This window comes from Thermosulfuriphilus sp. (assembly GCF_054026695.1).
The window spans coordinates 1-25,375 of record NZ_JBPMLP010000043.1; the positions used below are offsets into that span (position 1 = coordinate 1).

29 protein-coding genes are annotated in these 25,375 nt (G+C 52.9%); 17 read left to right on the forward strand and 12 right to left on the reverse strand.

Translation table 11 applies throughout. The features are described 5' to 3' along the window. The first annotated feature begins 89 nt into the window (after positions 1 to 89). Both ACXJJX_RS07110 and ACXJJX_RS07115 read left to right on the forward strand, forming a co-directional pair. Complete coding sequence (locus ACXJJX_RS07110) at positions 90 to 1,058, forward strand: hypothetical protein (RefSeq protein WP_456433587.1); 969 nt, start codon at positions 90 to 92, stop codon at positions 1,056 to 1,058. A gap of 56 nt (positions 1,059 to 1,114) precedes the next feature. Next, entirely contained in the window at positions 1,115 to 2,470 is a 1,356-nt protein-coding gene (locus tag ACXJJX_RS07115) for an ATP-binding protein (protein WP_456433589.1), read from the forward strand. Here the strand turns inward: ACXJJX_RS07115 and ACXJJX_RS07120 are convergent. Continuing rightward, positions 2,439 to 3,569, reverse strand: coding sequence for a M20/M25/M40 family metallo-hydrolase (locus tag ACXJJX_RS07120; RefSeq protein WP_456433591.1), 1,131 nt, complete (start codon positions 3,567 to 3,569; stop codon positions 2,439 to 2,441). The genes ACXJJX_RS07115 and ACXJJX_RS07120 overlap by 32 nt on opposite strands. 29 nt (positions 3,570 to 3,598) lie before the next feature. Then, a complete protein-coding gene (locus ACXJJX_RS07125) occupies positions 3,599 to 3,877 on the reverse strand; it encodes an acylphosphatase (protein WP_456433593.1) in 279 nt (92 codons plus the stop codon). 146 nt (positions 3,878 to 4,023) lie between these two features. On the opposite strand from ACXJJX_RS07125, the gene ACXJJX_RS07130 reads away from it, so the two are divergent. Both ACXJJX_RS07130 and ACXJJX_RS07135 read left to right on the forward strand, forming a co-directional pair. After that, positions 4,024 to 4,758 (forward strand): DUF3108 domain-containing protein, encoded by a 735-nt coding sequence (locus ACXJJX_RS07130; RefSeq protein ID WP_456433595.1) that lies wholly within the window; start codon positions 4,024 to 4,026, stop codon positions 4,756 to 4,758. A 45-nt stretch (positions 4,759 to 4,803) separates the two neighbouring features. Then, positions 4,804 to 5,769 (forward strand): peptidoglycan-binding domain-containing protein, encoded by a 966-nt coding sequence (locus tag ACXJJX_RS07135; RefSeq protein WP_456433597.1) that lies wholly within the window; start codon positions 4,804 to 4,806, stop codon positions 5,767 to 5,769. Here the strand turns inward: ACXJJX_RS07135 and ACXJJX_RS07140 are convergent. The 3 genes from ACXJJX_RS07140 to ACXJJX_RS07150 form a co-directional block, all read right to left on the reverse strand. After that, on the reverse strand, positions 5,760 to 7,310 hold the full coding sequence (locus ACXJJX_RS07140; protein WP_456433599.1) for a methyl-accepting chemotaxis protein: 1,551 nt from the start codon (positions 7,308 to 7,310) through the stop codon (positions 5,760 to 5,762). The genes ACXJJX_RS07135 and ACXJJX_RS07140 overlap by 10 nt on opposite strands. A gap of 89 nt (positions 7,311 to 7,399) precedes the next feature. Then, positions 7,400 to 8,740 (reverse strand): nicotinate phosphoribosyltransferase, encoded by a 1,341-nt coding sequence (locus ACXJJX_RS07145; protein WP_456433601.1) that lies wholly within the window; start codon positions 8,738 to 8,740, stop codon positions 7,400 to 7,402. Between the two features lie 2 nt (positions 8,741 to 8,742). After that, positions 8,743 to 9,258, reverse strand: a complete 516-nt coding sequence (locus ACXJJX_RS07150; RefSeq protein WP_456433603.1) for a cysteine hydrolase family protein — start codon at positions 9,256 to 9,258, stop codon at positions 8,743 to 8,745. Positions 9,259 to 9,400: 142 nt separating this feature from the next. On the opposite strand from ACXJJX_RS07150, the gene ACXJJX_RS07155 reads away from it, so the two are divergent. The 5 genes from ACXJJX_RS07155 (at position 9,401) to ACXJJX_RS07175 (ending at position 12,658) form a co-directional block, all read left to right on the forward strand. Next, positions 9,401 to 9,778 carry a QcrA and Rieske domain-containing protein gene (locus ACXJJX_RS07155; protein ID WP_456433605.1) on the forward strand — a complete coding sequence of 126 codons (378 nt, stop codon included), beginning with the start codon at positions 9,401 to 9,403 and terminating at the stop codon, positions 9,776 to 9,778. Further along, a complete protein-coding gene (locus ACXJJX_RS07160; protein WP_456433607.1) occupies positions 9,756 to 10,583 on the forward strand; it encodes a cytochrome b N-terminal domain-containing protein in 828 nt (275 codons plus the stop codon). Before ACXJJX_RS07155 ends, ACXJJX_RS07160 begins: the two co-directional genes overlap by 23 nt. Continuing rightward, entirely contained in the window at positions 10,580 to 11,833 is a 1,254-nt protein-coding gene (locus tag ACXJJX_RS07165) for a hypothetical protein (RefSeq protein ID WP_456433609.1), read from the forward strand. The genes ACXJJX_RS07160 and ACXJJX_RS07165 overlap by 4 nt, the downstream gene beginning before the upstream one ends. Before the next feature lie 72 nt (positions 11,834 to 11,905). Next, a complete protein-coding gene (locus tag ACXJJX_RS07170; RefSeq protein WP_456433611.1) occupies positions 11,906 to 12,268 on the forward strand; it encodes a hypothetical protein in 363 nt (120 codons plus the stop codon). A 24-nt stretch (positions 12,269 to 12,292) separates the two neighbouring features. Next, complete coding sequence (locus ACXJJX_RS07175) at positions 12,293 to 12,658, forward strand: VanZ family protein (RefSeq protein ID WP_456433613.1); 366 nt, start codon at positions 12,293 to 12,295, stop codon at positions 12,656 to 12,658. Here the strand turns inward: ACXJJX_RS07175 and thrC are convergent. Next, positions 12,655 to 14,049 carry a threonine synthase gene (gene thrC, locus ACXJJX_RS07180; protein ID WP_456433615.1) on the reverse strand — a complete coding sequence of 465 codons (1,395 nt, stop codon included), beginning with the start codon at positions 14,047 to 14,049 and terminating at the stop codon, positions 12,655 to 12,657. The two genes, ACXJJX_RS07175 and thrC, sit on opposite strands and share 4 nt — an antisense overlap. 106 nt (positions 14,050 to 14,155) lie before the next feature. Between thrC and rsmD the strand changes: the two genes are divergently transcribed. Both rsmD and coaD read left to right on the forward strand, forming a co-directional pair. After that, on the forward strand, positions 14,156 to 14,707 hold the full coding sequence (gene rsmD / locus ACXJJX_RS07185; protein WP_456433617.1) for a 16S rRNA (guanine(966)-N(2))-methyltransferase RsmD: 552 nt from the start codon (positions 14,156 to 14,158) through the stop codon (positions 14,705 to 14,707). Further along, a complete protein-coding gene (gene coaD / locus ACXJJX_RS07190) occupies positions 14,704 to 15,207 on the forward strand; it encodes a pantetheine-phosphate adenylyltransferase (RefSeq protein ID WP_456433619.1) in 504 nt (167 codons plus the stop codon). The genes rsmD and coaD overlap by 4 nt, the downstream gene beginning before the upstream one ends. Positions 15,208 to 15,213: 6 nt before the next feature. Here coaD and ACXJJX_RS07195 read toward each other — a convergent pair whose 3' ends face one another. Continuing rightward, on the reverse strand, positions 15,214 to 15,837 hold the full coding sequence (locus ACXJJX_RS07195; RefSeq protein ID WP_456433621.1) for an HAD family hydrolase: 624 nt from the start codon (positions 15,835 to 15,837) through the stop codon (positions 15,214 to 15,216). Between the two features lie 41 nt (positions 15,838 to 15,878). On the opposite strand from ACXJJX_RS07195, the gene nadB reads away from it, so the two are divergent. Beyond that, positions 15,879 to 17,498, forward strand: coding sequence for an L-aspartate oxidase (nadB, locus tag ACXJJX_RS07200; protein WP_456433623.1), 1,620 nt, complete (start codon positions 15,879 to 15,881; stop codon positions 17,496 to 17,498). Here the strand turns inward: nadB and ispH are convergent. The 3 genes from ispH to amrS are packed head-to-tail and all read right to left on the reverse strand — an operon-like array spanning position 17,495 to position 20,980. Beyond that, on the reverse strand, positions 17,495 to 19,225 hold the full coding sequence (ispH, locus tag ACXJJX_RS07205; RefSeq protein ID WP_456433625.1) for a 4-hydroxy-3-methylbut-2-enyl diphosphate reductase: 1,731 nt from the start codon (positions 19,223 to 19,225) through the stop codon (positions 17,495 to 17,497). The genes nadB and ispH overlap by 4 nt on opposite strands. Further along, complete coding sequence (gene radC, locus ACXJJX_RS07210) at positions 19,222 to 19,950, reverse strand: RadC family protein (RefSeq protein ID WP_456433627.1); 729 nt, start codon at positions 19,948 to 19,950, stop codon at positions 19,222 to 19,224. The genes ispH and radC overlap by 4 nt, the downstream gene beginning before the upstream one ends. Before the next feature lie 19 nt (positions 19,951 to 19,969). Further along, entirely contained in the window at positions 19,970 to 20,980 is a 1,011-nt protein-coding gene (gene amrS / locus ACXJJX_RS07215) for an AmmeMemoRadiSam system radical SAM enzyme (protein ID WP_456433629.1), read from the reverse strand. A 165-nt stretch (positions 20,981 to 21,145) separates the two neighbouring features. On the opposite strand from amrS, the gene ACXJJX_RS07220 reads away from it, so the two are divergent. Next, the gene (locus ACXJJX_RS07220) at positions 21,146 to 22,162 is read left to right on the forward strand and encodes a potassium channel family protein (RefSeq protein ID WP_456433631.1); all 1,017 of its coding nucleotides are present in this window, start codon (positions 21,146 to 21,148) and stop codon (positions 22,160 to 22,162) included. On the opposite strand, the gene ACXJJX_RS07225 is transcribed toward ACXJJX_RS07220, so the two are convergent. Beyond that, entirely contained in the window at positions 22,131 to 22,712 is a 582-nt protein-coding gene (locus tag ACXJJX_RS07225; protein ID WP_456433633.1) for a 5-formyltetrahydrofolate cyclo-ligase, read from the reverse strand. The two genes, ACXJJX_RS07220 and ACXJJX_RS07225, sit on opposite strands and share 32 nt — an antisense overlap. Before the next feature lie 131 nt (positions 22,713 to 22,843). On the opposite strand from ACXJJX_RS07225, the gene ACXJJX_RS07230 reads away from it, so the two are divergent. The 4 genes from ACXJJX_RS07230 to nifU are packed head-to-tail and all read left to right on the forward strand — an operon-like array spanning position 22,844 to position 25,158. Next, positions 22,844 to 23,311, forward strand: coding sequence for an RrF2 family transcriptional regulator (locus ACXJJX_RS07230; protein WP_456433635.1), 468 nt, complete (start codon positions 22,844 to 22,846; stop codon positions 23,309 to 23,311). Further along, positions 23,280 to 23,591 carry a sulfurtransferase TusA family protein gene (locus ACXJJX_RS07235; RefSeq protein WP_456433637.1) on the forward strand — a complete coding sequence of 104 codons (312 nt, stop codon included), beginning with the start codon at positions 23,280 to 23,282 and terminating at the stop codon, positions 23,589 to 23,591. Before ACXJJX_RS07230 ends, ACXJJX_RS07235 begins: the two co-directional genes overlap by 32 nt. Before the next feature lie 14 nt (positions 23,592 to 23,605). Beyond that, complete coding sequence (locus tag ACXJJX_RS07240; protein ID WP_456433639.1) at positions 23,606 to 24,802, forward strand: cysteine desulfurase family protein; 1,197 nt, start codon at positions 23,606 to 23,608, stop codon at positions 24,800 to 24,802. Then, positions 24,784 to 25,158: a Fe-S cluster assembly scaffold protein NifU gene (nifU, locus tag ACXJJX_RS07245; protein WP_456433641.1), complete on the forward strand. Its 375-nt coding sequence runs from the start codon at positions 24,784 to 24,786 to the stop codon at positions 25,156 to 25,158. The genes ACXJJX_RS07240 and nifU overlap by 19 nt, the downstream gene beginning before the upstream one ends. 71 nt (positions 25,159 to 25,229) lie before the next feature. Here nifU and ACXJJX_RS07250 read toward each other — a convergent pair whose 3' ends face one another. Then, positions 25,230 to 25,373: a hypothetical protein gene (locus ACXJJX_RS07250; RefSeq protein WP_456433643.1), complete on the reverse strand. Its 144-nt coding sequence runs from the start codon at positions 25,371 to 25,373 to the stop codon at positions 25,230 to 25,232. Positions 25,374 to 25,375 lie beyond the last annotated feature (2 nt).

Below are 25,375 nucleotides of genomic sequence, written 5' to 3' on the forward strand. Positions count from 1 at the left end.
CTCTCTTAAGAGAGAACTTAAGCATGTCTCTAATAGGGTAGTTAGACCTTAAACAGATAAACTTTTAAACGTTTGAGGATCAAGAAACTATGAGAACCTCAAAAGCCTCTCATCCCTGGCCTATTTATGGCCCGATAGCCCTGGTGATTCTTCTGGCCGGAGAGCTACTCCTCTTTTCCGGGCAGAAATTTGTCCGGCAGTGGTTTTATTTGATCGCTTGGTGGTCTTACATCTTCTTGGCAGATTCCATTGTTTTCCGGCTCCGAGGAGATTCTCTGCTCACCAGAGATCGCCGAGAGTTCCTTCTTCTTATACCTTGGTCTGTCTTTTTTTGGCTTGTCTTTGAATGGTTTAATCTCTTTCTTAAGAATTGGCACTACGTAAACATCATCTCCTCAAGACCCTTAAGATGGCTGGGATACTATCTCTCCTTTGCCACGGTGCTTCCGGGGCTCTTTGAAACCTATGAACTTCTGGCAGCCTTGGGGCTTTTCCGCAAGAGCCGTCTCTCACCTCTAAGACGTCCAGAACGGCTCTATGGCCCCTTTATCATCTTGGGACTTATCTTCCTCATTCTGCCCCTGCTCTGGCCCCTTTATTTCTTCCCGCTGGTCTGGGGAGGTTTCATCTTTCTCCTTGAGCCCATTAACCATCGTTTTGGAGGGGATTCCCTTCTTAGGGACTGGCAGCGTGGCAGACCTCAGAGATTCTATCTTCTCCTGCTTGCCGGCCTTGTCTGTGGCTTTCTTTGGGAATTCTGGAACTATTGGAGTGAGGCCAAGTGGATATATACCGTCCCCTGGGTCGGAAAGATCAAACTTTTTGAGATGCCCCTTCCCGGATTTTTGGGTTTCCCTCCTTTTGCTGTGGAGTGCTTTGTAATGTACAATTTTATCTGTCTTCTAAGGGGCGGAAGGTGCTGGCCGAGTAGCCGGGCTAAGCTAGCTGGTCGTAGCCATCCGGCCTTGATCGTCTTGGCCTTTGCGCTTCATCTCCTTTTTGTTCCCTATATGTTTGCCCAGATAGACGCCCATACCGTAGTCTCCTTCATCCCTTAAGGATTAAAGATTTCTTCAATTGACACCCCCGGGGCCGGAGGCCTAAGATCCGGGACATGATCAAACGGATCGTTGTTTATTTCCTGCTCCTCATCCTCTTTCTCTGCGCCTTCTTCTCCTACACGGTGATCTCCTTTGCCGGAAGGATTCTGGAGATGACCCTTATCAACCAGCTAAACCGGGCCGTGGCGGCCATCGCCGAGGATCCCCTCCTACTTCAGCCCAAGATCCTGCCCCGCCTCAAAGGACTCCTTGAGGCTGAAATTTTTGTCTATGACGAAAAGGGCAAGTTGGTGGCCACCACCAGTCAGACCTTAATGAGACGGGTCCCTTCCCAGCTGGCCCCAGAGCTCCTAAAAGATATCCTTGCTGGGAAACAGGCCGTTATCAGGCTCCCTGGAGAAAATCCTTCTTTACGTCAGGCCCTGGCTTTGATCAGGCTCCCGGGAGACTCGCGGCTGATCATCTCTCTGGTAAGTTCTGAGGCCCTCTTGAACTGGCTTAAAAAAAAGCTAGTCATTGGGGTCCTTTATACAGCCTTTAGTGGTTTTTTCTTTTCTCTGGCGGTGGCCTACCACCTGGGGCTGTCCTTAGGCCGGCCGCTAGAAAAACTCTGTCACTATGCCCGACGCATCTCTCAAGGAGAGACCGGACTCCGCCTACCCGAAGAAGGCCCCTCAGAGATAAAAGAGCTGGCTCGGGCCTTCAATGAGATGCTTACCCGCCTTCGGGAGTATCAACAGAGGCTTCTTGAGGCCGAACGGCAGAACACCGCCGCTCACATGGCGGCCAGCTTTGCCCACGAGATCAAAAATCCCCTCACCAGCCTCAAGATTGCGGGAATGATGCTCGCTGAGGATCTCAAAGACGAGGAGGCCAAGCGTCGAGCCCAGGTAATCGTCAGAGAGTGCCGACGGATAGAACGCATTGTCCAAGAGATGTTAGAGAGGACCAGAAAGATGCGTCTCGAACAACGCTCTGTGACCTTGGCCAGAGTCATCAGAGAGACAACAGAAGCCGTCTGTCAGGCTTATCCTCAGATAGATTTTCACCTTGATCTTGACTCCTCAGTCCAGGCCTTTGTAGATCCGGACAGGATACGCCAAGTGCTTTGGAACCTGATTCTCAACGCCGCCGAAGCCATGGATGGTCAGGGTCGGATAACCATCTCCCTTAAGGATGAACAACAGCCTGAGATCATTATCGAAGACGAAGGGCCTGGCATCCCACCAGAGGTTGCCAGCCGCCTCTTTAGCCCCTTCTTTACTACTAAAAAAGATGGTACCGGCCTGGGATTGACTATTAGCCGACAAATCATCGAAGCCCATGGAGGAAAGCTCCTTCTTGAGAACCGCTCTCCTAAAGGGGCCCGGGCCCGAATTATCCTTCCGCCTTCCTCGCCTCAGCCATAATCTCCAGGACCAGCTCGGTCACGGTAACTAGATCCCTGAGCCGAAGATATTCCTTGGTGGTATGGACCTCCTGCATCCCAGTGCCCAGAATGACCGTAGCCCGGCCGTGGGCGTTGAAGATATTGGCATCGCTCCCCCCTCCGGTCTTTTCTATCTTGAGGTCAAGATCTATCTTCCGGGCGGCTTCCTGGGCCAGCCGGACAACGGGATGATCTTCGGGAACCTGCATTAGGGGATAGTCCTCCTGCATCTCCCAAAGATAGTCCGGACGGCCGTCTTCTCCTTGGGGCCGGCATGCCTCAGCAACAGCTGCCTCCATGGCCTGCCAGGTCTGCCGGAGGCGTTCGGCGTTGTGGCTCCGGGCCTCTCCCTCGATGACCACCTCCGGGGGGACAATATTGGTAGCCACCCCTCCCTGGATTAGTCCTATATTGGCGGTAGTCTCTTCATCGATCCGTCCAGAAGGCATCTTGGTCAGGGCCTCTCCTGCCAGCTTGATGGCATTGATTCCCTTCTCTGGGGCTAGACCGGCATGGGCGCTACGTCCTAAAATCCGGGCCCGGAAGCGAATAGCCTGGGGAGCCCGATTGATGAGCACAGAGACATCCTCATTATCCAGGGCGTAGCCCATCCGGGCCTCAAGAAGGCTCCAGTCAAAGTTTTTGGCCCCCAGAAGGCCAATTTCTTCACAAACAGTAAAGACTATCTCTAGGGGAGGATGTTCTAAACCCTGATCTTTTATCGTCCGTATGGCTTCGATCAGAGCGGCAATGGCACTCTTGTCATCGGCCCCTAAGATCGTCCGGCCGTCAGAAGAGAAAGTTCCATTTTTAAAGATGACTTTAATCCCTTCAACCGGCGAGACAGTGTCAAGGTGGGCGTTGAAAAAGATCCTGGCCCCGCCTTCAGGGGGAATCTTGACCACCATATTGCCCACCTCAGAGCCAGTTTTGACAGCTGAGTTGTCAAAAAAGACCTTGGCTCCTAGGGATTCAAAGATCCCTTTTAGATAACGGGCCAGTTCACCCTCTTTGCGAGAAGGACTTTCTATGGTCGCTAAACGGATAAACTCCCTAGCCAGGCGATCCTGGTTGATCATCAGCCCCCTCCTCTCTCCAGTGGAACTTATCAGTAGAGGATCTGAAAATCGGAAAACTCTCCGCCGTAAGGTTCCTCTATTACCTCCACCTGGCTTACCAAAGCTCCAGGGGAACCCCGATGGCACCATTTTATCATCTGATCCACAGCTTCCTCCTCCCCTTCAAAGACGGCCTCTACCCGGCCATCGGGAAGGTTGCGGACCCAGCCCCGAAGGCCCAAGCGTCTGGCCTCATCCTGGGTATAGGCCCGGTAGAAGACCCCCTGGACTCGACCGCTGATAAAGACATGGACCCTCTTTAGAGCCATTGTTCCCCTCCTGGTTGTAGGATTTAAAGCCACTTGGCCTACCTTGAAAGCTCTTCCCTTGTCAGGGGCCTTTTGTCAAGAAAAAGAAATCCCCAGCAGGTTCGGTTTCTATGACTCCTATGTTATAAGGCCTTGAGGGGGTGGTTATGGTGCTCAATTTCCGGAGATTTCTCCTGGGCCTCATTGTCTTGTTGTTCTTCTGGCCCCAGGCATCAAGGTCTGTTGATCAGATCTTCTTTCCTTCAAAGCTTGTCTATCGGGTAACATGGTTTGGGCTTCCGGCCGGAAAGGTCTCCATCCTGGTAGAAAGAAACACGCAAGGGCTTAAAATCACGGCCACCGCGCGATCTTCAAGGCTCCTTGATACCTTTTATCCTGTAAGGGATCTCTGGATATCTGAGCTCAGCGGCTCTCCACCCTATCCTGTTAAGACCCTTATCGATCAAAACGAGGGAAGACGTTCTCGGAAGAAGGAATATCTTTTTGATTACCGCCTCGGTCGGGCCAGGGTCTTTAAGAACGGCCGTTTAAAGAAGGAGGTTCCCATTGAGTTTCCGGCCTATGATGAAATCAGCGCCTTTGTCTTCTTGAAGGACCTTAAGTTCCAAAAACCAGGGGAGGTCAAGCTCGTGCCGGCCTTCTCGAGCGGCCGTTTTTATTTGGTCCCGGTGGAGTTCGTTGGCTACGAGGAGATAAAGGTCACCGGTGGCTGGAAGAAAGTCCTCCACCTCCGCCCCCGGGTCCCCTTTGAAGGGGTCTTTGGCCGAAGGGGCGACATCCACGTCTGGCTGACCGCCGATGACCGGCGTCTCCCGGTAAAGGTGACCGGAAAGCTAACTATCGGCAACTTGGTCGCCTGGCTTATCGAACCCAGACCATAAAGGAGCTTGCGGGACGGATCAAGACAAATAGCCCAAGGGGGAAGCATGACAGTTTATCGTCGAGGTTCAAAGGGCCCGGAGGTCGTTCGTATCCAGGAAAAACTCAAAGAATTAGACCTTTATCTCGGCCCTATAGATGGTGACTTCGGCGGGGGAACGGAATCCGCTGTCCGTCGTTTTCAGAAGGCAAACGGTCTTTTGGTAGATGGTCGGGTGGGACCGCAGACCTGGCAAGCCCTTTTGGGGGAGGAAATCCCGGAGCCGTCAATATATCGTCAGCCACTGGCTTATCGTTGTCTGGCTCTCACCGGCCTTTTTGAAACCGGCGATCTCCCCCCGGAGTGCTTTGCTAGTCTAAGTGGTGATTTTGATGGTCAAGGCCTCTCTTTCGGGGCCCTTCAGTGGAATTTTGGTCAAGGCTCCCTTCCTCCGCTCCTTTTAAGGATGAGGGAACGTCACCCTGAATTGATGGCTGAGGTCTTTGGAGACCACTATCGAATCTTCTCCGAGGTACTCAGCCTCAATCGGCAGGAGCAGATAGAATGGTCAAGATCTATTCAAGACGAACGTTTTCGGATCTATCAGCCTTGGCGGGGGTATTTCAAAACCCTGGGAAGGCTTCCCGAGTTTCAGGCCATCCAGGTAGAGGCCGCCGCCGAACTCTTTAGAGCTGCCGGCCAAATGGCCCAAGGCTTTGGCCTCTGGTCTGAACGGGCCGTGGCTCTTATGTTCGACATCAAGGTCCAAAACGGGGGAATACCCCCTATTGTGGAGGCTGTCATTCGCCAGGATTTCAGAGAACTAAAGGGGCTTTCTTCCGATGGGGAAGAGCTGGAAAAGATGCGTCTCATCGCCCACCGTCGCGCCGAAGCGGCTCGGCCCCGCTGGGTAGAAGATGTCCGCCGCCGGAAGCTGACCATTGCCGACGGTCGAGGAATTGTCCATGGCCTCCCTGTGGATCTCGCCCGAGATTTCGGTATCAACCTCGTCTCCGCCGATCTTCAGACCTGAAACCTTCTCACGCTCTGCTCAAAGTCCTCGGCCAGGCGGACCAGCTTCTTGATGTTCTCAAGGTTGACCATTGCCGCCGAGACAGCCTCTTTGGCGGCCTTCTGGGCCTCAAGGGCCTCGCTTTTAAGCACCTGGGCCCCTTCCTTCTGCTCCTCCACCTTGGCCGCTATGTCGGAGATAACCGCTGTCTGTTCCTCTACCGCCGCGGCAATGGTAGAAGAGATGTCGTTTATCTGACCAATAATAGAGAGAATGGCCTCCGTGGAAGAGACCGCCGCCTGGCTTTCGGTCTGCATGGCCCGAATTTTCTCTGTAATCTCCTCCGTGGCCTGGGCCGTCTGCCGGGCCAGTTCCTTGACTTCGCCGGCCACCACGGCAAAGCCCTTACCGGCCTCACCGGCCCGGGCGGCCTCGATGGTGGCGTTGAGCGCCAAAAGGTTGGTCTGTTCGGCAATAGAGCTGATGAGCTTGATAATTCCTTCAACATCCTGGGAGACTTGGCTTAAGCGATTGATGATCTCCCCGGCCCTCTGGGCCTTGTCCACGGCCTCGTTGGTTATCTGACTGGCCTGGGTGGTATTGTGGCTGATCTCCTTGATGGCTGAAGAGATCTCGCTGATGGAGGCCGCCTCCTCCTCAACACTCTGCACTACCCCTTCGATCTCTGAAAGCATTTTGTCAGCCCGACGGCTGGCCCGCTCGCCGCCTTCAGCCGCACTTTCCGAATAAGACGCCATCTTCTCCGTCTCTTCTCTGATGGTCTTTGAACCCTGGGCAATACCCTCTATAAGGGGTCTTAAAGAAAGGATCATCTCGTTTACAGCTTGGGCCACCTGGGCCACCTCATCCCGACCGGAGACCTCTATCGTCTGACGAAAATCTCCTTTAGCCACTCTGGAAAGCCCTTGGGAGACCTTGTTTATAGGCCTGGTTACCGCCCTGGTCACCCAGAGGCCAAAGATAATGGCCAAAATGACAACTAGCCCGTTGGCCAGCAAAGAGACCTTCCTCAGAAAGAGAAGCTCGCTGTTGGAGCGGGCCTCAAGCTCTTCAGCCCTCTGATTGTAAAGGGCCACCAGCTCATCGAGCTTCTTTAGAACCTTCTTCGAGACAGCATTGATGCCCTGATTGTAGAAGGGGACAATAACGTCTTCAAAATCTTCTTCATTTTCGATCATCTCTGCCATCTTCTGAGCATTGAGATGCATCCGAGTGTGAACCTCTTTAAGCGAGGACAAAAGCCTTGCCTCGGCCTCATTCCTGGGCTTAAGGCCGGCCATAAAGCGCCCCAGAGAACATTTGGTAGGATCAAACTCCACCTCCGGAACCTCCTCGTTGAGGAGGGCCGAAAGCACATTGACCTTCCAGCGAATGTGACCCGCCTTGATATAGATGAGCTTCTGGACATCTTTTTGGGCCCTGGACGACTCTTCTTGATACTCAAAGACCTTGTTCTCCAGATGGAGAAGAAGGCCGAGGTTGGCCAGATTGACCACTACCACCATCAGAAATCCCAAACCGATCTTCTGCCAGATCTTCACTATTTAACCTCCCGGTCCATCTTTACTTTAGTCTTTAAGTTATTCGGTCGGGAATAGATATTTCTTTAATTAAGAAACTAAATTTTAACTTACTTAAAATATTGTCGACGGACCTCTTCCTGAAGATCCTTAAGGGCCTTGGTAAGATGGACGGGATAATAAGGCCAGGGACCTTCAAGACCCTTTAAGAAGGCCGGAAGGAGGGAAAGCTCGCGGGATATCCGGGATCTTATGGTCTCCAAGTCTTCTTTAAAGATCCTCTTCCCACCTTTCATCACCGGGATTAAAAGGGGCTTGGCCCCTGGAAGTCTCTCCTCCCTTAAGCCGAGATAGTCTTCCAGGAGGCTGTCTCCCTTGAGGCGTCTGAAGATCTGTTTGTCTCCAGCCAAGGTGGCCTTACCAGCAGAAAATTTGGCCACCGCTCTCTCCCCATAGCGGACCAGTTTATAGGCTGAATCGAGATAGGGGGCGTCGGCTGAGACTCCCATCTTTGTTCCTATCCCAAAGGCATCTATAGGGGCTCCAGCCTTAAGTAGATCCCTGATGGTAAACTCATCAAGACCACCGCTGACAAAGATCTTCACGTAGTGAAGACCGGATCCATCAAGTATCTGACGGACCTCTTTGGCTAGAGAGACGATGTCCCCGGAGTCAAGACGGACCCCCAACATCCGATAGCCTTGGGCCTCAAGTTCTTTGGCCACGGAGATGGCCTTTCTGGCCCCAGCCAGGGTATCATAGGTGTCGATGAGAAGGACCGTCCGGTCTGGAAAGAGGCGAGCAAAGGCCTCAAAGGCCTCTTCTTCTTTAGGAAAGCTCTCAACGAAGGAATGGGCCATGGTGCCTACCACCGGTATTCCGTAGAGCTTTCCGGCCAAAACATTACTTGTGGCCGCAAAGCCAGCCAAATAACTGGCCCGAGCTACCTTCAGGCTGGCATCGGCTCCCTGGGTCCTACGAGCAGCAAAATCAACCAGGGTCTTTTCAGGGGCCGCCAGCCGGCAACGGACGGCCTTGGTAGCCACCATGGTCTGGATATTAAAGATGTTTAAAAGATAGGTCTCTACCAGCTGGGCCTCGATGATTGGGGCCGTGACCTCAATAATCGGCTCATTAGGAAAGAAAATCGTTCCCTCAGGGAGGGCAAAGACCTCACCGCTGAAGCGCAACGATTCCAGGTATTCCAAAAAATCGGGCTTAAAGAGGCCTAGACTATCGAGATAGGCTAAATCCTCTGGCGAAAAACGAAAAGATTCCAGATAATCGAGGGCATCATCAAGACCAGCAGCTACCAAAAATGCCCGGTTGGCCGGGAGCTTGCGGACAAAAAGGGAAAAGGTAGCCTCCTCGGCCATCCCCTCCTCGAAATAACAGGCGGCCATGGTCAGCTGATAAAGATCAGTAAGAAGGGCCGAAGGGCAAGGCTTCATTCCTAAACCACCTTGGCCCGGTAGATGCGCTCCATACGCCTGAGGGCGAATTCATGGGCCTCTTGATCAAAATCAGCCACTCCATCACGATAGACGACCACCGGATAGTCCCGATTGCGGGCATCTCCAACGGTATCCATCACACAGATATTGGTACAGACCCCGACAAAGTGAAGCTCTCTGGCCCCCAGACTTTTAAGGATTTCCTCTAAAGGAGTCCGGAAAAAACCAGAAAAACGGGTCTTCTCTACGATGATATCCTCAGGAGCAGGAGTCAGCTCGGCAATGATCTCCCCTCCCCAGGATCCCTTGAGACAGTGAGGCGGGAAGGCCTCAAACTCCCGATCATCGGGCACGTGGGCGTCTTTAAGATAGATAATAGGCTCCTTGCGGCCTCTGAACTCGGCAATCTTTTGGGCCACAAAATCTATGATGGCCCTGGCCGGAGGCCCACAGTAAAGGGCCCCTCTCTCGTCAACAAAGTCATTAAGCATATCTACCACTATCAGAACCCTCATCCCCACTCCTTGAACCAAAGATTTTTTAAAGCTCCAACTAACCAAAAAAGCGCCTCCTTGCAAGAGATAAGATGCTAATCGTTAGGATGTTATTTTTATCTCCTCCTGGTCGAGGAAGACTTTTTGGGTTACTAAAGGGGACATGATTCGTCGGAAACTCCTGAAGATTCTGGCTTTAGGCTCTTTAGGCCTGCCCACGGTCCCCTTTGTTCTCTATCGCCTTCCTCGACCCCCACACCTCAAAGAGGTAAAGGCCAACCTTAAACCCGGGGCCATCTATGTAGAGAAGGAGTTTTTTCTCTTGGAGACCCCCAAAGGGCCTCTAGCCCTCCTTAGAAGATGCCCTCATCTGGGCTGTCCTGTCTCTTATCAACCAGAGAAAAATCTCTTTGTCTGCCCTTGTCATCAGAGTCGCTTTGAGTTGAACGGTCGCTACATCTCCGGACCGGCCAAAAAAGACCTCACGAGACTGGTGGTGGAGAAAAAGAAGGATCGTTATGTGGTGGAGATACCAGCTTAAGGTAAACCCATTAGTAGCCCACTTGACTACAGCTTGCCTCATCATCTCCGGGATCTCCGGTATCTTGGTGGCCTATCACTTCTATCCTAATCAGGCCTTTGTCTCTGTAGTAGGGATAGATACGGTCGTGCCATTTGGGCGCTTCTTTCGGGGGCTCCACTTCTGGTCAAGCCAGGTCTTCTTTTTGCTACTGCTCTGGCACTTGTTTGAATCCCTGATCACTAAAGCCTTTGTAAGGCGGCGTCTCAGGGACTGGACAGCTCTGGTATTGCTTGTTCCCGGGGCCCTTTTGGCCCTCTTTACCGGATACGTCCTCCGCGAGGATCAGACTGGCCAGGCTGCAGGAACCATTGCCGAGCACCTAGCCCTGGCCCTCCCCTGGGCCGGACGTCTTTTCAACGCCCTGGTCTTTGATCTGGAACACTCTGGCCTTATCCGAACCTATACTGCCCATGTGCTTCTTTTTCTTCTTATCTTTGGTGGCAGCCTCTGGTATCACTTCCGAAGCCGTTTGGGCTCCTCGGAGCTTTTGTTGGCCCTGATTCTGGCGGGAATCCCAGCCCTAGGCCTGGCTGCTCCTCTGGAGATGGACACCGGAGCTACACTTATTAAAGGACCCTGGTTTTTCCTGGGGGTTCAGGAGCTTTTAAGGATCCTGCCTCCTTTTGTGGCAGGGATCCTCTATCCGGCCACCCCCATCGTGGCCCTTATCCTTTTTTCCCGGGCCCCCAGGCCAGCCTGGATTGTTTTAGGACTCTGGTCCTTAAGTTATCTTGTCCTCACCTTGAGTGGAGAGATCCGATGAAGGATTGGCTCCTTCCATTCCTTTTGATCATCCTGGTGTTGGCCACAGTGGCTTACGAACTCCTGAGAGAGCGGGCTGATAAGGTCTATCTGCTGACGAGCGGTCAGGTGGATATGTGCCTTTCCTGTCATCAGGAGCAACCCGACAAGGCCCATGGGGCCGGGGTAGTCGGATGCGCAGAATGTCATCTGGGCAATCCTTTGGCCTCTGAGAAGTGGCGGGCCCATCAGGGAATGGTCAAAAACCCCGGAGAGCTCGCCTGGGCAGAGAAGACCTGCGGCCGCCAAGGTTGCCACCCTCAGGACGTCCCCAATCTGAAAAAGGCCCTCATGGCTACCAACAGGGGAATCATTGCCACCTTACGTTACTACTGGGGAGAGACGGACGACCCCAATGAAGACCTCACCGTAGAGAAACTCCTTCAATCCGATCAAAATTCTCTGGCCCTTGACTACTTCCGCAAGCTTTGCGGCACCTGCCATCTCTGGATGAAAAGAGGCGAGCTGCCCTCTTTTTTGGCCGAAAAAGGCGGTGGCTGTACCGCCTGTCATAACGAAAAACCCAAGACTCCCCCTAAAAAGGGAGAAAAACCCCATCCCCAGATCATTCGAAAGGTCTCCCTTGAGGCCTGTGTCCGTTGTCATAACCGTAGTGGCCGCATTGGCCTCACCTATCAGGGAATGATCGAGGCCGAAGGCTATGGAGTTCCTTACGATGAAGGTCTCCCCCGGGCGGATCTCGTAGATGGCCGCTCGGTAATCCGTATTCCTCCAGATGTCCACTTTCAGGCCGGTATGGTCTGCATCGACTGCCATCTGCGAGAAGAGATCATGGGGGATGGAAATTACTATGCCCACTTTGAAGAACAGGTAGAGATAAGCTGTGAGATGTGTCATGGGGGAGAGGGCCTAAGCCGCAAGGGTCGGAAAGCCAAAAATGTGGAAAAGGATCACCAAGGACGCCTAGTCCTTAGAGGCAAACTTGACGGAAAGCTCCATCCCCTTGATCCTCCCAAGGAGGTCTGCCTGAGCAAGGAACACCGGCGTCTCACCTGTCAGGCCTGCCACAGCCATTACGTTCCCCAGTGCTTTGGTTGCCACGTCCGCCGGGACCTCTCTGAAACCCAACTGGATAAGATCGCCGTCAAAGAAACCAGGGGCCTCTGGGAAGAGTTCCGTTCCTACATGCGTTATCGAGAACCCACCCTTGGGGTCCACGGAGAAAAGATTAAGATCCTTGTCCCAGGATGACAGGACTTTGTCTCCCTGCTGGACAGGCAGGGAAAGCTCAAGAAGACCTTTAGTAGGTTAACCTGGTCTTTTATGGATCCTCATTCTACCCAAAAGAAGGGAAGGAGCTGTCCGGAGTGTCATCAATCTCCCAAAACCGTGGGGCTAGGCCCTGGAAACATCGGCTTTGAAGGGGGGAAGATCCGCTTCTGGCCGGCGGAGACCGGAGTCGATCTTGGTCTCAACCATTCCCTCCAGGCCTTAGTAGATGTCAGGGGCAGGCCTCTTACTAACCTCTCTCGGCCTAACCTGCGCCCTTTCAACCAGGAAGAGATCTATCGCATCTTGAGGGTCGGTCTTTGTCTCCCCTGCCACCAGGACTACCATGACCCTGTCATGAAAAACTGGCGCCCGGATCTCTCTTGCCCGGTATTTGACGAAAAGACAGGTCCCTAACGGGCCCTTAAAAAGGGAGGAAAAATGTCCTGGCAAAGTTTCAAACGGCTTTTACCAGCCCTTATCTATATGGTTTTTCTCCTGGCCATAGCCCTTCTGCCCCTGGGCCCCCCAGGAGGAAACGACAAAATGGCCCATGCCCTTTCTTATTTCATTTTGGGCCTGCTTCTTTTCTGGTGGGCCTCTTGGCAATTTGCCCAAAAACCTGCCTATCTGGTAGCCCTATTAGTGGTCGGTATTGGAGCAGCTCACGGGGCCCTGATAGAGCTTCTCCAAGGTCAGATCCCCTGGCGGACAGCTGATCTGACCGACTGGCAAGCCGATATCTTTGGGCTTCTTATCTCCCTCCTGGCCGGCCTTCCCCTTTTGGGAAGGCAAGGAAAAGGCTAAATTAAGGCATTTTGGGCCACAAACTCTTTGACGACTTCAACCTCTGCCGGCAAGACCTTTACCTTCCGGGGGCGATCTTCGAGACCTTTGAGGGACGATGGAACAGGCGGAGGGTGACCGATGGCCTCAATGACCGCCTCTGGAAACTTGGCCGGATGGGCGGTAGCCAGACAGACTATGGGAAGCCCACGATCAAGGAGGCTGAGTCCAGCTCTTACCCCTACTGCTGTGTGAGGATCTAGGATGTAGCCAGTCTCCTGATAGAAAGAACTTATAGTCTGTTTGGTTTCGGCCTGGGTTACGGACACCGAAGCAAAATCACGCCGCACCCGAGCTATTTTCTCGGGGTTGAACTTAAGCCTCCCCTCTCTGGCGAAGGCCTCCATGGCCTTTCTGACCCGAGCTGGATCATCATCTAGAAGATGATAGAGATAACGTTCAAAGTTGCTGGCCACCTGAATATCCATGGAGGGGCTAATGGTGGAGACCACCTTTCCCAGAGAATAATCTCCCTGGTTTACGAATCGCGTCAGGATGTCATTCTCGTTGGTGGCCAGCATGAGGAAGGGGATGCGATCGTCCCCCAACATTCTCCTGGCCACGTAGCCAGCAAAAATATCTCCAAAGTTGCCAGTAGGTACTGAGAAAACAACCGCCCTCTGGCCTCTTTCTGCCAGCCGTAACCAGGCCCAGATATAATAAACCACCTGGGCCATAACCCGGGCCCAATTAATGGAGTTAACCGCACCTAGCCGATAGCGACGTTTAAACTCCAGATCGCCAAAGATGGCCTTGACGATGGCCTGGCAGTCATCAAATGTGCCCTCAATGGCCAAGTTAAAGACGTTAGAATCGGTAACCGTGGTCATCTGAAGGGCCTGGATGGGAGAGACCCGACCGTGAGGATGAAGGATAAAGATGTTGATGTTCTTCCGTCCCCTTACGCCGTAGATGGCCGCCGAACCTGTATCTCCAGAGGTGGCTCCCAGAATGTTCATCTTCTCCTTTCTTTCCAGGAGGAGATACTCAAAAAGCCCGCCCAGAAACTGAAGGGCCACGTCCTTAAAGGCCAAGGTGGGACCATGGAAGAGTTCCAGGATATAGACTGGCCCGACCCTAACCAGGGGAACAACTTGAGGGTGGCCAAAGGTGGCATAGGCCTGAAATACCAAACGTCGGAGTTCCTCCCGGGGGATATCCTCCACGAAGAGGGAAAAGACCTCTAGGGCCAACTCAGGGTAAGAAAACCCAGCCCAGCGGGAAAGGGTCTCTTCCGCCAGGGCGGGATAGGCCTCTGGGAGGATCAGCCCACCGTCTTCTGCCAGCCCCATAAGGACAGTCTCTTTAAAGGAGATCGGTTCAATCTGACCTCGAGTGCTGATATAGCGCATTGGAAATCCTTCCTACTCCTAAAGATTTATTAAGTTTACGTCAAAAGTAGATTAGGTCAAATTTTAAGGACTGTTCAGGGACAAAAGCAGTGTTATAAAGGGGCCTGTGACCTTGAGAATCACCTCCGGAAAACTCAAAGGGCTCCGGCTCCTAAGCCCAACAGGGGCATCCATCCGCCCTATGACGGATCGAGTCAGAAAGGCTCTCTTTGACATCCTGACCGCCAAGGGCCGGGGAAAGGGAGCTTTCCTTGATCTTTATTCTGGAACCGGAGCCGTGGGCCTTGAAGCCGCTTCGCGGGGGGCCGAACGGGTAGTCTTTGTGGACAAGGGGCCCGAAGCCTTGAGGCTGATTCGGGAAAATCTTAAAAAGACTGGGGTTTTAGCCGAGATCATCAGCCATGATTTAAGCCGGGGGCTTCCGAAAGGCCTCAAGGGCCTTTTTGAAATCATCTCCATCACGCCCCCTTACGGAAAAGGGCTGGCAGAAAAAACTTTACGGGATGTAGCCAAAGCTGGGCTCCTCGCCCCAGGCGGGGTGGTGGTGGTGGAAGAAAGACAAGGTTGCCATCCTCCCCAGAGGATAGGTCCTCTCGTCCTTAAAGATAAAAGACGTTATGGGCAGTCTGAGCTCTGGTTTTATGAGGAGGAGAAATGAAGGAGCGCATCGCCATTTATCCCGGCACCTTTGATCCTATCACCAACGGACACCTAGACGTCATCCAGCGGGCGGTCCGCCTCTTTGATCGTCTTATCGTGGCCATTGGACTCAACCCGGCCAAAAAACCCCTTTTCAGTCTTGAAGAACGACTGGAGATGATCCGCCATACGGTCTCCCATATAGAAAAGGTCGAGGTAGATTATTTTCAGGGGCTTCTGGTAGAGTATGCTCGGGAGAAAGAAGCCTGTGCAGTCATTCGGGGACTTCGAGCTGTATCGGATTTTGAATATGAATTCCAAATTGCCCTTATGAATCGCAAACTCTGCCCGGAGATAGAAACCGTTTTTCTCATGCCCGGGGCCCGGTGGATCTTTATTAGCTCAAGCATCATCAAGGAGGTGGCCCGTTTCGGAGGTTGTCTTGACGGGCTAGTACCGGAGTTTGTCAAGGAGCGACTCAAAGAAAGACTCTCGGCCCGCTGTCCGGGAGAAGAATAAAGGCCTTTAGGTTAAAAGGCCTTTGACAATTACCCCCAGCTCTTCAAAAGAGGAGACATAATAGGCGGCAGATAGGGCCGGATTTTTATAGGCCACAAGGGTAATCCTGGCAGCCCGGGCCACGGCCTCATCGACCTGGGTATCTCCGATATAGAGGGCCTCCTCCGGCCGAACAGCAAAACGTTTGAGGATTTTTTGGACTCCCTCAGGATCAGGTTTGGGCCTGCGGACATCGAGGGCACAGACAATGAGATCAAAGAGGGCATCAAGGCTAAAAATCCTTCTTAGGGCCGGCATGGTGGTTGAACGGTTGGTGGAGATGGCTGTCTTCAAAGGGGGTCTGACCGAAGCAATAAGCTCCTTGAGCCCAGGCTCCATAGTCAAAAGGGGAAGGAACTCGGCATAATCAAGCCGCCTCTGGAAAGAAAGAGCGGGCTTAAGCAGATGCGGATGCTTACGGAATATGTAGCGGACCGAATCCTCAGCCGCATGCATGTGGACGTATTCAAGTTCTTCTTCGTCCAGGGGAGGAAGCGAAAATTCCTCCCGGATACGGTTATAATAGGCCCTGTTGGCCTCTCGAGAATCAAATAAGACTCCATCACAGTCAAAGATGAGCAACTTGAGCATGACCAGGAACTATAGCAGAGACTAAAAAGAAGGCAATTACTATGGCCTACGAGACGGATTTCCTGATCATCGGAAGCGGTATCGCCGGCCTTTCTTTGGCCCTCAAGATAGCTGATCTGGGCCGAGTAACGATCATCACCAAAAAGGCCCCAGAGGCTACAGCCACGGCCCTAGCCCAAGGGGGGGTTGCCTGTGTGCTTGGGGAAGACGATTCTTTTGAACTCCACATTGCGGACACTCTCAGAGCCGGAGACGGACTCAGCAAAGAGGAAGTTGTATCTCTAGTCGTCCGCCAGGCTCCGGAGAGGATCAAGGAGCTGATGGATTTGGGGGTGCGTTTTAGTGAGGATCCTGAACACCCGGGCCGTCTTCAACTTGGCCTTGAAGGCGGCCACAGCCGACGCCGGATCGTCCATGCCCAGGACTTTACCGGTCGGGAGATCGAAAGGGTCCTTCTTCATCGGGCCCTGGAGAATCCTCGAATTACCATTCTGGATAACCATATGGCCGTTGATCTTATCACCCTCTGTAAGGTCATGGCCGGGGAGCTCTGTGAAGAGCTCAAAGAGCGGTGTCTGGGAGCCTATGTCCTGGAGGGCAAGACCGGGGAAGTCAAGACCTTTCTGGCCCGGGTGACAATCCTTTCTACCGGCGGGGCAGGTAAGGTCTATCTTTATACCAGCAATCCGGATATAGCCACCGGCGATGGAATTGCTATGGCCTATCGGGCTGGAGCCCGGGTGGCCAATCTGGAATTCGTCCAGTTTCATCCCACCTGTCTCTACCACCCATTGGCCAAAAACTTCCTCATCTCCGAGGCCTTAAGGGGAGAAGGTGCAGTACTCCTGGATCCAGAGGGCCGGCCTTTTATGCACAGATACGATCCCGCCTTAAAGGACTTAGCTACCAGAGACGTGGTGGCCAGGGCCATTGATCAGGAACTTAAAAAAAGTGGTAAGGACTTTGTCTATTTGGATATCAGCCACCGGGGGGAAGGCTTCATCAAGAAACGTTTTCCCAATATCTACACTGCCTGCCTCCGGTTTGGCATTGATATCACCCGGGAGCCAATCCCAGTCGTTCCGGCAGCCCATTACATGTGCGGAGGAGTGGTTACTGATATCTGGGGGCAGACAGATATCTTGGGACTTATGGCCATTGGTGAGTGTGCCCACACCGGACTCCATGGGGCCAATCGTCTGGCCTCGAATTCCCTCCTTGAAGGCTTAGTCTTTGCCCACCAAGCGTCCCTAAGGCTTCACCGAGATTGGTCAAGCTACCGTGAGCTCAAATTTCCCTCTGTCCCTGACTGGGATCCAGGTGGGGCCGTAGATATGGAAGAGGCGGTCCTCATCTCCCACAATTGGGACGCCATAAGGAGGCTGATGTGGAACTACGTGGGGATCGTCCGTAATGATAAGCGCCTAAGGCTGGCCCAAAGGCGTCTTCGGGCCATCCTGGAGGAGATCGAACAACACTATTGGGACTACATCATCACTGCAGACTTTATTGAGTTGAGAAACATCGCCCATGTGGCCGCTCTCATCATCCGGGCGGCCTCAAGCCGGAAAGAAAGCCGAGGAGCCCACTATAATCTTGATTGGCCCCAAAAGGACGATCAGAACTTTGGCCGCGACACCCTTCTCTGTCGGCAGGACTAAAAGATCAAGGTCAGGATACCAGAGACAATGGCCACCAGGGGCAGAGCCCCTTCAACCAAGATCTCCAAACGAAACCCCTGACCGGGATTCCTCTGGACAAAAACCCGAGCTAGATAGAGAAAATAAATTCCCCCGACAAAGGCGGCTAAGGCCGCCGGGGCCAGGAGAGCTTGAGCAGGCAAAAATAGCCCCAAGGCCATAAGACCGCCACTTGTCCACTTAATGATTTCCAGCGTCCTCTCCTCTCCCAAAAAGACCGGAAGGGTTTCTTTGCCCACGAAACCATCCCCCTGGACCTCAAGGATTTCCAGAAAGACACCCCTTAGATAGGCTAAAAGAGAGGCCAACAAGAAGACTCCCCCCAGCTTGGGAATCGAGGTCTTGGAGCTTAAAGCGGGAATCAGCAAGGCCACAGCCCCCCAAGCACCAGCCACGAAGACCATCTTCGTCCCTGGAAGTTCTTTAAGGGCCCGGTAGCTCAGAAGGCGCCGTAGGGCCTGGGGAATAATCTCCAGACTGTAAATAAGCCCTAAAACAATTAAAAAGAAAAGGACTCCCCCCGGCAGGGGCCCGGCCCTAAAGGCCAGGGCCAAGATGGTCAGCCCCAGCAAAAGGGCAGCAACCAAGAAAAGCCCCCGATGGCGATCAAAAAAAGTGGCCCGCAGGGGATCGTTAAGCCTCAAAGATTCAAGGTCAAGGAGACGATTCAGGGTGTGCATAATCCAGGCATAGCCTCCGGCCACAAAAGGGGCCACTGGCGACCAGACCTCCCCCAAACAAAAAAGCCCGAAGACAGCCAGGGCCGCCGCCGAAAAGGCCACCGCCAGATTGGTCTCCACCGCCAAACGGAGACCTTTGCGAAAGGATCGGATAAGCCTTGACTCTCCCCGCCCAGGAATCTCTTCCAGGAGACGAACAATACGATTTATCATCCAATTGGGGGTAGAAGCCCCAGCAGTTACCCCTACTCGACTATACTGACGAAGTTCCTCCCGGGGGATGTCTTCTTCTGTCTCCACCAGATAGGCCCTTCGGCCAGCCTCTCGGGCCACCATCGCTAACCGATTGGTATTGGCGCTGGCCTTCCCCCCAACAACGACAATAGCTTCGGCCTCCTGAGCCAGACGCTTCACTTCGGCCTGACGGGCATGAGTGGCATTACAGATGGTGTTAAAAACCTGGCCCCCAGGGAAACGCTCCAGTATCTCTTGGCTAAGAAACTCGAAGGTCTCCTCCTCCTGGGTGGTTTGGGAGACTATCACATAGTCCTTAAGACCAGAGAGGGCCTGGATATCCTTTAAATCGCTGACCACCAGCCCTACTCCGGCACAGTGACCGAGAATACCGATGACCTCGGCATGATCTTTATCTCCGATAATGATCACTTTTCGGCCCTCCCGGGCGTAGCGCTGGGCAATTTGTTGAACCTTGATAACCCGCGGGCACGTACCATCAATGACGTTGAAGCCGGCAGCCAAAAGCCCTCTCTTCTCCTCAGGTGGAACTCCGTGAGCCCTGATGATTACCGTCCCCTCTCCTTCTCGAGGAATCTCTCTGAGAATTTTGACCTCCAAGGAGGCCAGAAGATCCAGGGCCTGGGGGTTATGGATAAGAGGCCCATAGGTGAAAACCGGCCGGGGCCCCCGACGGGCCGCTCTGAGGGCCAGTTGCATAGCCCGACGAACCCCCATACAGAAACCAGCCTTGCGGGCCAGGACGACCTTCATCGGATCACCTCAAGACTTTCTTGACGAAGCCTCTCCAGAAGCCCCTCTTCGGCAAAGCTGTAGTAGCGACCAGGGTCTCCGATTACCAGATGATCAAGGAGCCTCATCTCAAGCATCTCGCAGATTAGAAGAAGACGTTTGGTCAACTGGATGTCCTGGACCGAAGGGCTAGGATCCCCTGAGGGATGATTGTGGGCTACCACCAAGGCCGAAGCATGATGCCCCAAGGCCCTTTCAATCACCTCTCGGGGATAAACATGACTCATGTTGACCGTACCCTGGAAGAGATCTTCAACGGCCAGAATGGCTCCCCGGACATCGAGATAGATGACTTTAAAGACCTCCTTTTTAAGATGGGCCATAGAATGGTAGAGATACTCGTATACCTCAGCTGCCGAACGAAGATAGATCTTTTTAAAGATCCTTTTTTCCAGATACCGCCGGGCCACCTCCTGGACAAATTTAAGGGCAAAGATATTCTTGGGCCCTAGGCCAGGAACCTTGGTGAGCTCTTCTTTGGGGGCCTCAAGCACATTGGCTAAGGTCTTAAAGCGTTTGAGAGCTTGCCGGGCAGGCTCTTTACAATCTCGCCGCGGCGTACCAAAGGTAAGAAGGACTTCAAGGACTTCGGCATCGGTAAAGGCCGAAAGGCCATATTCCAGAAATTTTTCCCGGAGCCTTTGCCGATGGCCGGCCCCCCGCCGTTGCCAGTCTTCCTTATTCATAAAAAAATTTTTAGGGCAATCAGCTCCAGACGCCGTCTATCTCTGCTCCACAGAACTCGCATCGTCCTTCATCAAGGTGATATTCCAGGATACTAAAACCAAAGCGGTCAATAAGTACCTGCCCGCAGGAATAGCAATAAGTCTTTTCCCCGGGGTCACCGGGGACATTTCCAGTGTAAACGTAGTGGAGCCCTATCTCAAGGCCGACCTGGCGGGCAGCGGCCAGCTTTTCGGCCTCGGTCGGGGGAAGACCGGTGAGATGGTAGCGAGGATAAAAGCGCGAAATGTGCCAGGGAGTTCCGGGGCCTAGTTCTTCTTTAATGAACCTAGCCAGCTCCCGGATGGCCTCAGGCGAATCGTTCTCTCCGGGGATAAGCAGGGTAGTTACTTCCACCCAGATACCCAGCTCCTTCATGTATCTCAGGGTCTCCAGCACTGGCCCTTGTCTGGCCCCACAGTGACGCCGATAGAAGCTATCGTCTCCCTTAAGATCGACATTGGCCGCCTGGAGGTAGGGCCGGATAGTATCCAGGGCCTCCCTGGTCATGTAGCCGTTAGAGACGAAGACATTACGGATCCCGACCTTTTGAGCCAGTTTGGCACAGTCATAGGCGAGCTCAAAATAGATAGTCGGCTCTGTATAGGTATAGGAAATAGTTACGGCCTTAAGCGATTGGGCTTCGGAGACTATCTCCTCTGGGGTCATGGTCTCTCCAATGATGAGGCCTTGATCCTTGGGCATCTGGGAAATCTCAAAGTTCTGACAGAAATCACAGCGAAAATTGCAACCTACGGTAGCAATAGAATAGGAACGGCTGCCGGGCAGAAAATGATAAAGTGGTTTTTTTTCTATAGGATCTACATGTCTGGCTACCACCCGACCATAGACCAAGGAGTAGAGGGCCCCGTCAATATTCTTGCGGACCCCACAAAGACCCGTCTTGTCTGGTTTGACTTTGCAACGATGACTACACAGACGACAACGTACCTCTTGATCTTTCAACCTTTCATAGAGCATGGCCTCTCTCATGGCCCCTACCTCCTTAGCCAAACTTGGTCTCGACTTAGAAAGTCTTTCCCCTTAAACTTTTTAAATCCAAGGTAGGCATGGATCTATGTGACTTTCAAGAGGCTTTAGGGCTTGATCCCCCTTTCTAGAAGGGCCAAACTGGGGGCAGTTTAAGGAGGTTCAACCATGGCGGACATGAAGACTGAGGTCAAGAAGGTAATCATATCCATCTTAGCAGCCATAGGTATAATCACTTTAGGGGTGGTGGGCTATGAGATTATCGAAGGCTGGAGCCTCCTTGACGCCCTCTACATGACCCTCATCACTGTGACTACCGTGGGTTACGGAGAAGTCCACCCCTTGTCAGAAGAGGGCCGTATCTTCACTCTGGTCATCCTCTTCTTAGGGGTAGCCCTGGTCCTTTATGTTTTTTCTATGGTCACCGAGGCCATTGTCAGCGGCCAGATCCAGAAGGCTATGGGCCTTAGGCGACTGGAGAAAAAGATCGCCAAGCTTAAGGGACACTATATCGTCTGTGGCTTTGGACGAATCGGCCAGGTAATCACAGAGATGGTCTCTAAAGAACACCCGGTAGTGGTCATAGAGAATGATCCCGTCCAGATAGCCCGTCTGGAAGAGGGAGGCTACTTATATATTGAAGGGGACGCCACCAGCGAAGAGACCCTGATCCGGGCCGGAGTGGAACGGGCTCGGGGCCTTTTTTCTGTCCTTCAGTCAGACGCCGACAATGTCTATATCATCCTCACGGCCAAGGGAATCAACCCTGATATCTTCCTCATCGCCAGAGCAGCCGAGGAGGACGCTGAAAAAAAGCTCCTGCGGGCTGGAGCCGACCGGGTTGTCTCTCCTTATGTCATCGGGGCCCGACGGATGGCTCTCACAGTCTTAAGACCCACAGTGACCGATTTTCTGGAACTTGCCGTCCACAAGGCTTCTTTTGATCTCCAGATAGAAGAAGTCACGGTCCTTGAGGGCTCAAAGCTGGTTGGCAGGAACCTACTTGAAAGTGGCATCCGCCAGAAGACCGGGGCCATAATTCTGGCCATCAAAAAGCAGACAGGGCAGATGGCCTACAACCCATCGCCGGATTATTTGATCGATCCCGGAGACATCCTTATTGCCTTGGCTGATCAGAAGGGCCTTTCTCGACTCAAGGAGCTGGCCCACACCGAGTCCGGCTGAAGCTCTGCTCTGTGACCAAAAAATCCACAAGTTGATCGTGTTCTTCTAGCGGAAGCCGTTCGACCACCTGAACCGAAAAGGCCAAGCCCACCCGGATAGCCAAAGGATAGTCCATAAGGAGCCGGTCATAGTAGCCTCCCCCATAGCCGAGGCGGCCTCCGTGACAGTCAAAGGCCACTCCAGGGACAAAGATGAGCTCCGGGGCTTGGTCGGCCTCAGAGAGCCCTGGATGAGGTTCAAGGATACCAGCATAACCCGGGGCGAGATCCCTCTCGGGATCCTCTATCTTATAGAGCCGCAGGCGCCTTTCAGTCGGAAAGGTGCGAGGCAAAAGGACACATTTGCCCAAACGCAAGACCTCTCCGAAGAGCCCCCAGGTATCGACCTCATCCCTGAAAGAGGCGTAAAGAAGGACTACCTGGACAGACCGAAAAAGGGGCCAATTCAAGACAGACTCGGTGATCTTCCTGGAAGCCAAGGCCCTGACCTCAGGAGAAAGCCCCCCTCGGACCTCAAGAAATCTTTTTCTCAAGTCTTTTTTGGACTCCACCAAAGCCTCCTTAAAAAGGAAAAAGTTTAGCCTTGAGAGCCCGAGAAGGTCAAATTTGATTAACATATCAAAATATGTTAATATTACTTCTAAATACTTGACTATTTATGTCAAGTATTTAGAATAAAGTCATGTTCAGGTTATCGACTAAAGGACGCTATGGACTAAGGGCCATGTACGAGATTGCCAAAAGCTATCCCAGGCCCACTAACATCAAGGTCATCTCTGAAAGGCAGGGAGTACCAGTAAGGTATCTGGAGCAGATTCTCAACCAGTTACGTCGGGCCGGCTTCATCGAGAGCGTTAAGGGGCCAGGGGGAGGCTATGTCCTCAAAAGGAAACCAGAAGAGCTCAGCCTGGCCGAAATCCTGATGGAACTCGTTGGTCCGGTGGCCATAACCTCCTGCCTTGATCCGGAGGAGGGTTGTCTGCGGGTTGACCGCTGCGTTTTTCACCTGCTCTGGAAAGCCCTAGGACAGCAGATAGAGGACTTCCTGAGCACAATAACCCTAAAGGATATGGTCCAGGAGAGTTTCCTGGAGACACTTCACCTCAATGGAGGGGAGGATGAGCAAGATCAAGTTTATCGAAAATATTAAGCCCGATGTAACTACTGATATCGTCTATATGATGTGTCCTATGCATCTTTTGACCCTGGAGGAAACTATCTCCCAGCTCGAGGAAGGCCAGATCCTTGAGCTCCTCACAGATTACGATGGGGCATTGGAGGATGTTCCCAGATGGTGCGAGCGGACAGGCAACGAATTCCTAGGCCTCAACGAGGGGGAAGATCATTTCAAATTCTACATCCGGAAACGTTGTCCTAAAACTTGTCCTTTTCGGACCAATAGGCAGAAAGAAAAAGGGACCAAGCATTAAAAGAGGAGAGACTTATGGACTGCTATTTTGACCATGTGGCCACTACTCCTCTGAGGCCAGAGGTCTTGGAGGCCATGTTGCCCTATTTGAAAGAAGAATTCGGCAACCCCCTTAGCGTGTACCCCTTGGGGGTGAGGGCCAGAGAGGCCATAGAAGAGGCTCGGAGCCAAGTGGCTGGACTGATCGGGGCCAAAGCCAGTGAGATTGTCTTTACCTCAAATGGGGCCGAGGCCAATAATTTCGCCATTTTAGGAATTGCCCGGGCGAGAGAACGGGAGGGAAGACACATTATTGTCACCCTCATGGAACACCATTCCGTTCTTAACCCGGCCCGCTTCCTGGAAAAACAGGGCTTTGTGGTTAGCTTTATTAAGCCGGATAAATTCGGTCTTATTGATCCAGATCAAATAAGACGAGCCATCCGTAGAGAAACTATACTCATCTCAGTCATCTTCGCTAGCCCCGAGGTGGGAACCATTGAGCCCATAAAAGAGATCGCCCAGATTGCCAGGGAACGGAACATTATCTTTCATACCGACGCAGTGGCCGCGGTGGGCAATGTACCCATTGATGTTAACGACCTAGGGATTGATCTTCTGAGCCTCTCTGCCCACCAGTTCTATGGCCCTAAAGGGGCCGGAGCTCTTTATATCCGCAAGGGGACAAGGATCACGCCCCTTATCTTCGGCGGTATCCAGGAGGGGGGGCGTCGAGCCGGAACCGAAAATGTCCCGGCAATTGTAGGTATGGGCAAGGCCGCTGAACTGGCCAAAAAGGAGCTCCCCCAACGCATGGAACATGTAAAAAGACTCCGGGATATGTTTGTCGCCGGGATAACCACAGAGATCGATCACATCGTCTATACTGGACACCGTGAACAAAGGCTTCCCGGACACGCCAGTTTCTGTGTGGAATTTGTTGAAGGAGAGGCCATGCTTCTGCTCCTGGCTGCAAAGGGTATCTATGCCGCCAGTGGCTCGGCCTGCACCTCAAAGGCCCTAAAGGCCTCACCAGTTCTGCTATCAATGGGCATCCCGGCCCACATCGCCCAGGGATCAGTAGTCTTCAGCTTCGGGCAGAAAAATAACGAAGAGCAGATCAGATACGCCCTGAGGGAGTTCCCTCAGGTAGTCAAAAGACTAAGAGAACTCTCCCCCTTTGGACAAGGTTGGGGGGAAATGGAGGGAGGACTATGTACACGAAAGAGGTAATGGATCACTTTATGAATCCCAGAAATGTTGGCGAAATCCCTGACGCCGATGGTGTAGGGATGCAAGGGAACCCAGTCTGCGGCGACGTCATGAAGGTCTACATAAAGGTAAAAGACGGCCGCATCGTTGATGCCAAATTCCAGACGTTCGGCTGTGGAGCGGCCATTGCCGTCAGCAGCATGATTACTGAAATAGTCAAAGGCAAGACCCTGGAGGAAGCCCTGAAGATCACCAACAAACAGGTGGCCGAGGCTTTGGGTGGGCTTCCCCCACAAAAGATGCATTGTTCGAATCTGGGGGCCGACGCCCTCAAAGAGGCCATAGAACAATATATGGCCAAACAAAAAACCCAATAACTCCCCCCTCCCCTAAAGTGAGGCAGGACGCTAGGCGTTCTGCCTCACTTTTTTCTCAAGGTTTAACGGCCTTAAGAGGAGTCCTTTTTGCCGGCCTCTTTTTTCTCCCCTTGAGGGCGCCCCTTGAGCATCTGATCGGCTAAAGTAGAACAGGTTCCCCCGGTGTCATCGGCCCCTATCATCTCCAGGCTTATTTCTTTGAAATCCTTATTCATAA